This is a genomic window from Pseudomonas sp. GW821-FHT03A09 (assembly GCF_059421065.1).
The window spans coordinates 28,236-40,660 of sequence record NZ_JBWKUX010000006.1; the positions used below are offsets into that span (position 1 = coordinate 28,236).

The 12,425-nt window shown below is 60.9% G+C and carries 13 protein-coding genes; 8 read left to right on the top strand and 5 right to left on the bottom strand.

Annotation, left to right across the window (positions count from 1 at the left end):
• Positions 1 to 60: 60 nt before the first annotated feature.
• The 6 genes from AC07V4_RS12740 to AC07V4_RS12765 all read left to right on the top strand — a co-directional run bounded on the left by AC07V4_RS12740 (position 61) and on the right by AC07V4_RS12765 (position 6,405).
• On the top strand, positions 61 to 690 hold the full coding sequence (locus tag AC07V4_RS12740) for a DUF1120 domain-containing protein (protein ID WP_492636936.1): 630 nt from the start codon (positions 61 to 63) through the stop codon (positions 688 to 690).
• A gap of 2 nt (positions 691 to 692) precedes the next feature.
• A complete protein-coding gene (locus AC07V4_RS12745; RefSeq protein ID WP_492636935.1) occupies positions 693 to 1,430 on the top strand; it encodes a fimbria/pilus chaperone family protein in 738 nt (245 codons plus the stop codon).
• Positions 1,431 to 1,509: 79 nt separating this feature from the next.
• A complete protein-coding gene (locus AC07V4_RS12750; RefSeq protein WP_492636934.1) occupies positions 1,510 to 3,972 on the top strand; it encodes a fimbria/pilus outer membrane usher protein in 2,463 nt (820 codons plus the stop codon).
• Between the two features lie 11 nt (positions 3,973 to 3,983).
• Positions 3,984 to 5,111 (top strand): DUF1120 domain-containing protein, encoded by a 1,128-nt coding sequence (locus AC07V4_RS12755; RefSeq protein ID WP_492636933.1) that lies wholly within the window; start codon positions 3,984 to 3,986, stop codon positions 5,109 to 5,111.
• 9 nt (positions 5,112 to 5,120) lie between these two features.
• Positions 5,121 to 5,744: a DUF1120 domain-containing protein gene (locus tag AC07V4_RS12760; RefSeq protein WP_492636932.1), complete on the top strand. Its 624-nt coding sequence runs from the start codon at positions 5,121 to 5,123 to the stop codon at positions 5,742 to 5,744.
• 10 nt (positions 5,745 to 5,754) lie between these two features.
• A complete protein-coding gene (locus AC07V4_RS12765; protein WP_492636931.1) occupies positions 5,755 to 6,405 on the top strand; it encodes a DUF1120 domain-containing protein in 651 nt (216 codons plus the stop codon).
• Here AC07V4_RS12765 and AC07V4_RS12770 read toward each other — a convergent pair whose 3' ends face one another.
• Positions 6,406 to 7,659, bottom strand: coding sequence for a CynX/NimT family MFS transporter (locus AC07V4_RS12770; RefSeq protein ID WP_492636930.1), 1,254 nt, complete (start codon positions 7,657 to 7,659; stop codon positions 6,406 to 6,408).
• Complete coding sequence (locus AC07V4_RS12775; RefSeq protein ID WP_492636929.1) at positions 7,649 to 8,308, bottom strand: FadR/GntR family transcriptional regulator; 660 nt, start codon at positions 8,306 to 8,308, stop codon at positions 7,649 to 7,651. The genes AC07V4_RS12770 and AC07V4_RS12775 overlap by 11 nt, the downstream gene beginning before the upstream one ends.
• Positions 8,309 to 8,467: 159 nt before the next feature.
• Here AC07V4_RS12775 and AC07V4_RS12780 point away from each other — a divergent pair, with 159 nt between their 5' ends.
• Together AC07V4_RS12780 and AC07V4_RS12785 are read left to right on the top strand one after the other, a co-directional pair.
• Entirely contained in the window at positions 8,468 to 8,779 is a 312-nt protein-coding gene (locus AC07V4_RS12780) for a type II toxin-antitoxin system MqsR family toxin (protein ID WP_038849978.1), read from the top strand.
• A complete protein-coding gene (locus AC07V4_RS12785; protein WP_492636928.1) occupies positions 8,776 to 9,267 on the top strand; it encodes a type II toxin-antitoxin system MqsA family antitoxin in 492 nt (163 codons plus the stop codon). The genes AC07V4_RS12780 and AC07V4_RS12785 overlap by 4 nt, the downstream gene beginning before the upstream one ends.
• Positions 9,268 to 9,318: 51 nt before the next feature.
• Here the strand turns inward: AC07V4_RS12785 and AC07V4_RS12790 are convergent, their stop codons facing one another.
• The 3 genes from AC07V4_RS12790 to AC07V4_RS12800 are packed head-to-tail and all read right to left on the bottom strand — an operon-like array spanning position 9,319 to position 12,383.
• On the bottom strand, positions 9,319 to 10,083 hold the full coding sequence (locus AC07V4_RS12790) for an amino acid ABC transporter ATP-binding protein (protein WP_003221897.1): 765 nt from the start codon (positions 10,081 to 10,083) through the stop codon (positions 9,319 to 9,321).
• Positions 10,084 to 10,093: 10 nt separating this feature from the next.
• Entirely contained in the window at positions 10,094 to 11,191 is a 1,098-nt protein-coding gene (locus AC07V4_RS12795) for an amino acid ABC transporter permease (RefSeq protein WP_492636927.1), read from the bottom strand.
• A gap of 10 nt (positions 11,192 to 11,201) precedes the next feature.
• On the bottom strand, positions 11,202 to 12,383 hold the full coding sequence (locus tag AC07V4_RS12800; protein ID WP_492636926.1) for an amino acid ABC transporter permease: 1,182 nt from the start codon (positions 12,381 to 12,383) through the stop codon (positions 11,202 to 11,204).
• Positions 12,384 to 12,425 lie beyond the last annotated feature (42 nt).

Consider the following 12,425-nt stretch of genomic DNA (forward strand, 5'->3'; position numbering starts at 1 on the left):
TCGAAACCTGTCGTTACCCCCTATCGAAACGATGAACCAGGCAACCGGTGAACCTCCCCCATGAAGCACACCTCTTCACGCCTTCTTGCCATGTTTTACCTGTTGAGTGCTGGCCCCATGGCGCTGGCGGCATCCAGTACCGAATTGAACGTTACCGGGCTGATCACACCCAGTGCCTGCACACCTACATTGTCGGCCGATGGCATCGTCGACCACGGCATGGTGCCCGCACGCAGCCTCAACCAGTACGAATTCAGTGCCTTGCCGCCCCAGACCCTGGACCTGAATGTGAGCTGCAACGAGTTGGTGCTGTACGTATTGGTGGGAATGGACAATCGCGCCGATTCATCCCTGGGCCCAGGTTTTTACTATGGCCTGGGCAATAACATCCATGCGCCCGCGGAACGACTCGGCACGGTATCCGTCGCCTTTCGCGAAGTGATGGGCGATGGCAAGCGCGTGCTGGTCCTGGCATCCAGCAACCAAGGCCTGACCTGGTTCCCGGAAACCAATGCCTACCCCAACAACTACATGGGCTTTGCCCAACCGGGAACGTTGGTGCCAGAACCCCACCGTCTGATCACGGCCACCTTGCAAGTCAACACGTCCATCAACGCGGCCGCCTATTTGACCCTCAAGCAGGAGGTGCCGCTGGACGGCTCCATCGTGCTTGACCTGAGGTATTTGTAATCATGCCCCCCCTACCTTGTTTAACCAGAACGTTCCTCGTTGCTCGCTTCACCGGCCTCTACCTCGGTGCGCTGGCCCTGGCGTTCGGTACCCCCGCGTGGGTTCTAGCCGACGGCATGGTGCCGGACACCTCGGTGGTGATCGTCAATGAGGCCGATGGCGAAGCCTCAGTCACCGTGACCAACACCGATAACAAGCTGGCGCTGCTGCATGTGACCCTCGAAGACATTCCCGAGGACAAAGCCTCTCTGTTGTTCGTGACCCCGCCCCTGGCCCGGGTCGAGCCGGCCAAGAGCCAGCTCATCCGCTTCATTCTGCAATCGCCTGAACCCTTGACGACACAACGCCTCAAGCGGGTGATTTTCGAGGGTATGCCCCAAGGCCGCTCAACGGCCCAGGCCGGGCATGCGCGCGTCGGTGTGACGGTCCGTCAGAACCTGCCAGTGATCCTGCATCCCAAGGGGCTCGCGCCCAATCGCACGCCTTGGACGGGACTTGAGTGGCGTTTGAACAGCGATCAATTAAGTGTGAGCAACCCGACACCGTATGTAGTACGCCTGGCCCAGGAGCTTCGGCTGCTACCCGGCAATGGTTCTGCCCTGTTGCCACGCACCTATGTGTTGCCCGGCGAAACCCTGAAAGTGACAGCCAGCGGCGTCGGTGCCAACCGCGTACAACTGCAGCCAGCCACCGTGTATGGCTTCGCTGTTGCGCCCTATGAAGCACCGTTCTCCCTTTAGAAAAAGAGTGGCCTGCCAACGCCACCCACCAGCCTGACTGCACCGCAGAGTCAGCAGGCAACCACATGAGTATGACCTTGTGAGCACAGCAATAACTGATCGCGACGGCACAGCCGTGCCTGGCGTTTCACCGCGCCGCGCACGCAAATTACTGGCAGGGCTGGCGCTGACGCTGGGCGGCACGCTGCCGTCCGAGGCACCACTGGCGAGTGACAACCTGATTGCCGGTTCTTTCGACCCCCAAACCTTGTCCCGTAGAGGCATCGACCCGGATCTGGCCAACCTGCTACTGGAAGCTCCGCGCTTTGCCGCGGGCCGACATGCCGTCAACCTGAGCGTCAACGGCCAACGCCGGGGTCGGGTGGATATCGAGTTTGATCGCCAAGGGGGGCTCTGTTTCAGCCGGCCGCTACTGGATGCGGCCAACCTGACTGTGCCTGACGACACAGGCAACCCAACCTGCCATCGTTTTATAGAACGCTACCCGCAAACCGTGGTCGAGCAAGACCCGGCCAGCTTGAGCCTGACCCTGGTCGTGCCCACCGATGCCCTGCGTCCTGCCCAACAAGATATCTCCGGCTACCAGACCGGTGGGTTCGCCGGCCTGCTCAACTACGACCTCACCGGTCTCTACAACGAGTTCGGTGACAACACCAGTCGCTTCGGCTCAGCCAACACCGAAGTGGGTTTCAATGCCGGTGACTGGATCGTGCGCAGCCGTCAGGTCAAGACCTGGCAAGACAGCCGCTCGCGCACCACCCACCTGGATGCTTATGCCCAGCGTACCTTTGCCGAACAGCAGGCGGTGTTGCAAGCCGGACAGATCAGCCTCTACAACCCGGTGCTGGCGGGTACGCAAATCACCGGCGCCCAAGTGCTGACCGAAACCGCCCTGCAAGACCAGAACCAAGGCGCGACCATTACCGGTATCGCCAACAGCCCGGCCCAGGTGGAGGTACGTCAGAACGGTGCGTTGATTCACTCCACGGTAGTGCCGGCAGGGCCGTTTGCGCTGACCGATGTACGTCGTTTGAACAGCCGCTCCGACGTGGAAGTGACGGTCAAGGAAACCAGCGGCGAAGAGCGCCGCTTTACCGTGCCTGCCGCCATGCTGGGCCTGGGCTTGCCAGCTCCGGGCTATTCCGTGGCCGCCGGGCGCGTGCGGCAGATCGGCGACAGCGACGGCACCGAACCCTGGGTAGTCAGCGCGGGCTGGAGCGGTGCCGTGCACCCGCAAGTCAACCTGGGCGGCGGCGTGCTGGTGGCCGACGCCTATCGCTCGGCGGGTATGAACCTGGGGTGGCTGCCCTGGCAGGACAGCCAATTGCAGTTTTCGGCACAAGCAGCCCAAGCCAATCATCAGGGGCGTGAACGGGGCGTTCAGACCGACCTGTCGTGGTCCCAGCGCTTCAGCGAAAACTGGTCGGTGAGCACCGCCAGCTCGTGGCGCTCACAAGGCTATCGCGACCTCGAAGACTCGACCTTCGTCGGCAACAGCCGTGACCAACAGCGTTCGCGCTATCGCGACCAGCAAAGCCTCACGGCGTCCTGGGCACATCCGCAACTGGGTGCATTCAGCGCAGGCGTCTCGCGAACAGCGTCCTATAACGGTGAAAGCAGCAGCCGTGCGCTCGCGTCCTGGGGCACCAGTTTTGGCCGGGTGTCGGTGTCCGCCAGTGCCGAATGGCAAGTGGGCGGCCGTCAGCAGAACGATGACAGCCTCTACCTGAACATCAGCATGCCGCTGGGTGAAAACCGCCGAGTGCGCACCTGGGCGCGCAGGACCGGGAGTGAGCACCGACTCGGCGCGGGCTTGAGCGAACAACTCAACGACCAACTGAGCTACCGGGTGGGCGTGGAACACGATAGCCGTGACCGCGAAGTGGAGTCGTCGATTGGTGTGTCCGCACTGCCGTGGTACAGCCAACTGGATTTCAACTACACCCGCAGCGACGACGAGCGCACCAGTTATCAGGGCGGCGCCCGCGGCGGCGTGGTACTGCATGGCGACGGTGTGACGTTCTCGCCGTACCCGGTGCGCGACACCTTTGCCGTGATGTCAGTGGGCGAAATGGCAGGGATCAAGGTCAGCACCCCAAGCGGCCCAGTCTGGACCGATTGGCAAGGCCGGGCGGTGGTGCCGCAAGTCAGCGCCTATGGCCGTAGCCCGGTGGAAGTACAGACCCGCTCGCTGCCGCGCAATGCCGATATCCACAATGGCCTGGCGGTGATTTCTGCCGGGCGCGGAGCCGTGGACAAGGTGCAATTCGGCGTAGCCCTCACCCGTCGTGCGCTGCTCAACGTAACCACCGACAACGGCCAACCGCTACCGCGTGGCGCCACCGTGAGCACTGCCGAGGGTGAGTTCATCACCCTGGTACAAGAAGGCAGCCAAGTATTCCTGCCCGACGTGCTGGATACGCGCCCCTTGTGGGTCAAGGCCCCCGGCCACGCGCGCTGTCGCCTGAGCTTCGAACTGCCGAAAGAGGCTGACCCCGAGGTGTATTTCGAAACCGCACCGGCCCGGTGCCACCAGCCATGAGGACTTTGATCATGGACCTGAAACCTGCTTTGTACGTTCTGGGCATTCTGCTAAGCCATCACGCCCTGGCCACTGAAGAATGCCAGCTCAACCTCAGCCAGACGCACGTGGACTTCGGCTTGATGAACCGCGCCGTGGCGTTGGTCCCCGCGCCTGAGCGGTTGCTGGGAGAGCGGCGTATCACCCTCACGCTGAACTGTGCGCAGCCCACCGACATGAGCGTGTTTTATCGCGGTCCGGGCGCGGGGCCCGAACGCTTTCGTTTTACCGAGCGCGGCAGCTACGGCCTGCGCATCAGCGACGCGGTCCTCGACGGTCAGGCGGTGGAGCTGGGTTTGATTGCTGGCCAGGGGCAGGCGCCGTCCGCTGTCAGCACGCAACTGCCCTGGCAACCGGACCACGGCATAGTACCGATGCGCGGTGGCGTGGCGGTGACCGGGCGCAACTTGTCGCTGCAGATCGATGCCAGCGCCTGGGCCAACGAGAACGCAACGCGAGTACGCGACGCCGTCACCTGGGACGTCGCCGGATTATTCGACGCCCTCGCTGCCGGGCGTTCGCGGGAGCTGCACCTGCAAGCGCGATTTGCGCCGGCAGCTTGCACACCCACCCTGTCCAACGGCGGGCATGTGGAGCTGGGCAAGTTGTCGGTCAGCGACCTGAATGTCGACAAGGACACTGTCTTGGCACCACGCACCGTGTCGTTCAGCGTGACCTGCGACGCCCCCACGGCCTATGCCCTGCGCATGCAGGACAACCGCCAGGGTTCGGCAACCGGCGCGGGCGACGAAAGCACCTACGGACTGGGCCTGGACGCCCGCCAGCAGAAAATCGGGCGCTATCGGTTGCTGTTCGATCCCACCCATATCACAGCCGACAGCGTCACTCAGGTCTTCAGCACCGATTCCGCCACGGGCGGCCTGCCCTGGAGCAGTGCCAGCCTGCGCATTGCGCCCATCGGTGCCAGTCGTTACCTGGGGTTCAGCGCCACCTCCGGCAGTAACGGTGGACCCGACGCCATTCAGAACCTCAACACCACTCTGAGCCTGGAGGCAATCATTGCCCCCCTGGGCTCCTTGGACTTAGGCAATGAGGTGCGGCTCGACGGTTCGGGCACCCTCGAAATTCATTATTTATAGGAGCACACCGTGAAATTATTCCTGGCCCCCCTGGCCTTCCTAGCAGGGCTGACCACAACGATGTCGGCCCATGCCGCCTCCGCCGTTGACTTGAACGTCACCGGCCTGATCACCCCCAGCGCCTGCACACCGAGCCTATCCAATGGCGGCGTGTATGACCTGGGCAAGATTGCCGCCAAAGAGCTGAACGTCGATCAACCCACCAAATTGCCGACGCACAACCTGCAATTGTCGATCAGTTGCGAGGCGCCAACATTATTGGCGCTGGAGCCCAGGGATAACCGCCTCGGCTCCAACAGTGAAGTGGGAACGACGCGGTTCGGCCTGGGGATGGTCAACGGCACCGTACCGCTTGGCTATATGTCTCTGAACCTCAACTCGATCGTAGCCGACGGCGTCGGTATGTACCCCATCGGCTCCAGCGGCACCTCTACCTGGGCACCAATAAGCCTGCTGTCCCATTACTTTCTCTCCTCGTTTTCACTTACCCCAAATCCAACAGTGCCGGCACCGGTGCAACAAGTCACCGCCGGTGTGCTGATCACGCCCACCATCGCTCCGAGCAACACGCTGCCTTTGACCGAAGAAGTCCCCATCGACGGTTCCGTGACCCTGTCCATGAACTACCTGTAGGAGCTTGACCATGAAAACGTTACTGATTCCTCTGACGGCCTGCGCATGGTTGTCTTGCATAGGAACAGCCCAAGCCGCCTCCACCGTCGAACTGACCGTCGGCGGGCTGATCACACCTATGGCCTGCACACCGGTGCTCTCAGGAGGCGGGTTGATCGACTTCGGCAAGATCTCCCAACAAGACCTCAACCAAACCACCGGCACTCGGCTGCCGCTCAAATCACTGACGTTGACGGTGAGCTGCAACGCGCCTGGCCGCTATGCCTTGCGCATGCGCGATAACCGTGACGGCAGCGCCCATGTCAACAGTGAAATCTACTACGGCCTGGGCCTGGACAGCGCAAGCAACAAGATTGGCGTGTACTCGGTGAAATTCGACCCCAAGCAGACCGTGGCCGATGACCTGCCCGTGACCTACGGCACCGAATCGACCACCGGTGGTCTGGCCTGGCGCACATCCAACACCAACCCCATCGACATCGGTTCGCGCAGCTTGCTGGGCTTCACCGATGTGGCCGGCAGCACGGCTGGCCCTTCGGCGATCCAGAACCTGACCAGCACCCTGAGCCTGGAGGCGGTGATCAACGCCAAGCAGAACCTGGACCTGAGTGTGGAAACGCCGATGGACGGCTCCGCCACACTGGAAGTGGTGTACCTGTAATCAGGCCTTCTCGCTGGTGACTTCGACGTACCGCGCGCGACCTGCGCCGCAACCGGTAATGATAGCCCCCACGCCGATCACTCCGAACACCCAACCGGTGGCGCCCCAGCCACCGGTCCAATCATGCAGTACACCCACCGCCAGCGGCCCCATCGATGCCAGCGTGTAGCCGATACCCTGGGCCATGCTCGACAGGTTGGCCGCCACATGGGAATCCCTCGAGCGCAGCACAATCAACGTCAGCGCCAGGCTGAACGTACCACCCTGCCCCAGGCCCAACAGGATTGCCCATCCCCACAAGCCATCAATCGGCGCATATAGGCAGCCGAACAGACCGCCAAGGGTCAACACCATCACCACCACGATTGCCAGGCGCTGGTCCTTGCCACGGGTGGCCAGCCACGGCGCGGCAAGGGAGCTGACCAATTGCACGATGATGGAACCCGACAACGCCAATCCTGCCTCGGTGGCACTCAAGCCACGGCCGATCAGGATCGATGGCAGCCAACCAAACACGATGTATGCCAGGGACGATTGCAACCCCATGTACAAGGTCACTTGCCACGCCAATGGATCACGCAATAACCCCTTCACGCGATAGGCCACCCGGTGCGCGCCGTGTTTCTGCCCCACTTGCGGCAACCAGAACAGCGCCGCCACCAATGCGGGAACAATCCAAAAACCCAGGCCTAAGGCCCAGCTATCGCCGAAGTATTGGCTGAGGGGCACCGTGGCTCCCGCGGCCAGCGCCGCGCCCAGGCACAACGCCATGGTGTAGACACCGGTCATGGTGCCCGCCTGCTTGGCGAAATCACGCTTGACGATGCCCGGCAGCAACACGCCGATGATGCCGATGCTCGCACCAGCGATCAGGCTGCCGGCAAACAAACCGACTTCGCCAAAAGCACTGCGCAGGATGATCCCGGCGGCCAGTGTCAGCAGGATGCCCAGCACCACCCGCTCGGCACAGAAACGCCGGGCGAGGATCGGTGCCGTCGGCGCGAACAGGCCCAGGCACAACACCGGCAAGGTGGTCAGCAACCCCGCCTTGGCCGCCGACAACCCGAGGCTGGCGGAGACCTCACTGAGCAAGGGCGACAAGCTCGACAGCGCCGGGCGCAGGTTCAGCGCCACCAGGATCAGGCCCAGCAGCAACAGCCAGGGGCGACTCACCACCGGGTGAGTGTGTTGCACCACTTCATCATCGGCTTCGGCGTCAATCAACAGTTCTTCAAGCTTGGTTTCAGGGTTCATTGATCAACTGCCGGCAGAGGGATTTGGCGCGTTCCGGGTCTTGGTTTTCCACGGCGTCGAGCAAGGCGATATGCAGGTCGAACACCGCCTGGCGACGCGGTGAGATGTTCAAGGTCTGACGCAACTGGGCGGCGACGATGGCCGAGAAGTATTGGTACAGCTCGCTCAGTGCCGGGTTGTGGGCGGCGTCCACCAAGTGTTTGTGGAAGGTCAGGTCAGCGCTGATGTAGGCCTCCAGGTCACCGTGGTACAGCGCCGCGCTGACATCAAGGGCCTCGCGTAGCACCATGAGGTCTTCCTCGGTGCGGCGAAGCGCTGCAAGACCAATGGCCTCCACTTCCAAAATCTGCCGCGTCTCCTGCGCCTGCTCCAGCGTGCAATGGGAAAGCGCGCGCATGGCCCCCATCGGGTCGGTCATCGAGCGCAGGTAACTGCCGTCGCCCTGGCGTATCTCGATCAATCCGGAAAACGCTAACACACGCATGGCCTCACGCACGGTATTGCGGCTGATGCCGAGTTCGGCGGACAGCTCCGGCTCGGTGGGCAAGCGCTCGTCAATGGCCCACACGCCCTGGCTGATGCGCAAGCGCAGTTGCTCCAAGGCCTGGTCCACCAGAGAGCGTTTGATCAGGGGGGTGATGTCTGTCATGGGCTTTGTACTTTCGTCCAATCATAGGATGAATTTTCCTACAGCCTATTAGGAGTTGCCTACAAAGGCAACGCACTAGGGTTCTTAGGCAGGGAAAGGAGCAGTATTTTCGATTGGTAAAATTACCCTCTGAGGGTAATTATTGGACTCAGGTGTCTTATGGAAAAGTACACACCTCACTATGATTTGGCGGTGATAAAGGCGGATGTGAGGCGGCTTGGCAGGAGAGCGTTTACCCAGACAGCACAACGGTGCGGCAGGGAACTCCACTTCAGTATCAAGGAGATGCAGCATGCCATCTATGAGTTACAAAACTGGATGTTGTACAAGTCGATGACCACTCATAGGGACCATCGAATTTGGCAGGACGTGTATCACACGCACTCAAAAGATAGGGAGATTTACATCAAGGTCACTTACTCCCCGGACGGTGACCCTCCGGTGATCTCCTTCAAGGAGAAGAACCTATGAAGGTAAAAAATTGCTACATCTGTGGCGCCCCCGAAGCATTGCATTATTTTGAGGGCCGCAGTGAAACCATCAGGGTCAAAGGTATGGAGCGCCGGGTAGACAATCTTTCCGGCTGGGAATGTCACGTATGCGGCGACGGCTTTTGGGACCCAGATACCGATAGTGCGGATCGTTATGGAGAAGCAGGCGATGAACTCGTCATAGCTGCCCAAAAGATGATTGGCGCGGAGATGAAACGTATCCGCCGCAAATTGCACCTTACCCAAAAAGAGGCGGTGAAATTGCTGTCCGGTGGCGGCCACAACGCCTTCTCTCGCTACGAACGTGGCGAGCTTCTTCCTCCCAAGCCGCTGGTATTACTGATGCGGTTATTGGATCGTCACCCGCATTTGCTGGCGGATGCAGAAGTCTTAGCCGAAGGCGCTGACATGCGTGGCGCCTTCACCTACACCGTGAACAACGACACTGAAGCACTCAAAGCGTCCTAGCACCAAAAAATAAACCCGGCACCAGGCCGGGTTTATTTATTCAAACCTCGATCAATGCAAAATCTGGCTCAAGAACAACTTGGTCCGGTCATTCTGCGGGTTGTCGAAGAAGTCATTCGGTGCCGCCTGTTCCACGATCTCGCCCTTGTCCATGAAGATCACGCGGTTGGCCACGGTGCGCGCAAAGCCCATTTCGTGGGTGACGCACAACATGGTCATGCCGTCTTCGGCCAGGCCAATCATGGTGTCCAGAACCTCTTTCACCATTTCGGGGTCGAGTGCCGAAGTCGGCTCGTCGAACAGCATGATTTTCGGTTTCATGCACAGAGCACGGGCAATCGCCACACGCTGCTGCTGACCACCGGACAACTGCCCGGGAAACTTGTGGGCCTGCTCCGGAATACGCACGCGCTCCAGGTAGTGCATGGCGATTTCCTCGGCCTTGCGCTTGGGCATCTTGCGCACCCACATCGGCGCCAGCGTGCAGTTCTGCAGGATGGTCAGGTGCGGGAACAGGTTGAAGTGCTGGAACACCATGCCGACTTCACGGCGGATCGCTTCGATCTGCTTGAGGTCGTTGGTCAGTTCCACGCCATCGACCACGATGCGGCCCTGCTGGTGCTCTTCCAGACGGTTGAGGCAGCGAATGGTGGTGGACTTGCCCGAACCCGACGGCCCGCACAGCACGATACGCTCGCCCTGCTTGACGTTGAGGTTGATGTCTTTCAACACGTGGAACTGGCCGTACCACTTGTTGACGCCCTGCATCTGGATAATGCCTTCAGGGCCCACAGGCTTTTTGATTGCTTCGCTCATAAAAGAACTCCTAACGCTTGTGGCCTGTGTCGAGCTTGCGTTCCAGATGCATGGAATAGCGCGACATACCAAAACAGAAAATCCAGAACACCAGGGCCGCGAACACGTAGCCTTCGGTGGCCATGCCCAACCATTTCGGGTCGGCGGCGGCTTGCTTGACGCTGTTGAGCAGGTCGAACAGGCCGATGATGATCACCAGGCTGGTGTCCTTGAACAACGCGATAAACGTGTTGACGATGCCCGGGATCACCAGCTTCAAGGCTTGGGGCAGAATCACCAGGCCCATGCTGCGCCAGTAACCCAGGCCCATCGCCGCAGCCGCCTCGTATTGCCCCTTGGGGATCGCCTGCAGACCGCCGCGCACCACCTCGGCCACGTAGGCCGACTGGAACAGGATCACGCCGATCAACGCCCGCAGCAGCTTGTCGAAGTTCATGCCTTCGGGCAGGAACAACGGCAGCATCACCGAGGACATGAACAGCACCGTGATCAACGGCACGCCGCGCCAGAACTCGATGAAGGTCACGCAGACCACTCGAATCGCCGGCATGTTCGAACGTCGCCCCAACGCCAACACGATGCCCAACGGCAAGGCTCCGGCGATACCGACGGTAGCGATCACCAGGGTCAGCATCAGGCCGCCCCATTGGCTGGTCGCCACGTTGGTCAGGCCGAACACACCGCCGTGCAGCAAGAAGTAGGCAATGATCGGGTACAGCACCAGGAAGCCCAGGCCGTATATCGCCTTGCGTTGAAAGCGCGAGATGAACAGCGGCGCCACGCCGACGATGGCCAGCCACACGGTCAGGTCCACACGCCAGCGCAGATCGGCTGGGTAATAGCCGTACATGAACTGCCCGAAGCGCTGTTGGATAAACACCCAGCAGGCGCCCTCCTTCGTGCAATCAGCGCGTGTCGTGCCGACCCAGTTGGCATCCAGGATGGCCCAATGCAGGATCGGCGGCACCACCAGGTACACCAGGTAAATCGCCAGCAAGGTCAGCAGGGTGTTGAGCCAGCTGGAGAACAGGTTGGCGCGCATCCAGGCCACCGGGCCGAAGACTTTGCTCGGCGGCGGCATGTCAGGTTTGAAAGTATGCGTAGTCATGCTGGTGTCCTCACCGCTCGATCAGCGCAATGCGCTTGTTGTACCAGTTCATCAGCAGGGAAATGCTGATGCTGATCGCCAGGTACACGCTCATGGTGATGGCAATGACTTCGATGGCCTGGCCGGTCTGGTTGAGCACCGTGCCAGCAAACAGCGAAACCATTTCCGGGTAACCGATACCAGCGGCCAACGACGAGTTCTTCGCCAGGTTCAGGTATTGGCTGGTCAGCGGCGGAATGATCACCCGCAGGGCCTGCGGGATGATGACCTTACGCAAGGTCGGCCCAGGGCGCAGGCCCAGGGAGCGCGCGGCTTCGGTCTGGCCGTGGCTGACCGACTTGATGCCCGAACGCACGATCTCGGCGATAAACGCTGCCGTGTAGACGGTCAGCGCCAGGGTCAGTGCCAGCAGCTCTGGGATCAGTACCCAGCCGCCGACGAAGTTGAAACCTTGCAGCTTCGGCATTTCCCAGTGCAGTGGCGCGCCGAAGATCAAGGCGCACAACGCCGGGATCACGATGAGCAACGCCAGGCCCACCCAGAATTTGTGGAACGGTACGCCAGTCGCTTCGAAACGCTTGTTGGCCCAACGCGCCATGAACACGATTGCCACGATGGCAACCACGATGCTTGCCACGAACGGCCAGAAACCGTCAGCGGCGATCGCTGCCGGCATATTCAGGCCGCGGCTGCTGACAAAGAAGGTGTCGCCGAAGTTGTGGCTGTTACGCGGCCCCGGCATGGTCAGGAATACCGCGAAGTACCAGAACAGGATTTGCAGCAGCGGCGGAATGTTGCGGAAGACTTCCACATACACCGTCGCCAGCTTGTTGATCATCCAGTTCGGCGACAAGCGTGCCACGCCGACGATAAACCCCAGGATCGTCGCCAGCACCACGCCGATCACAGTCACCAGCAGGGTGTTGAGCAAACCGATCACAAAGACGCGGGCGTAGCTGTCCGATTCGGTGTAGTCGATCAAGTGCTGCGCGATGCCGAAGCCAGCACTGCGCTCAAGAAAGTCGAACCCCGAGGTAATGCCCCGGTGTTGAAGGTTGGTCTGGGTGTTGTTGAAGAGGTACCAGCCCAGCGAGACCACCGCCACAATCGTGATGATCTGGAAGAGCCACGCACGCACTTTGGGATCGCTGAAGCTGAGCTTCTGCTTGGGTGCGCCGATTTGATTTTGCATGAAGTGCCCCGAAGAGAATGGAACAGAACATCACCCGGCGGT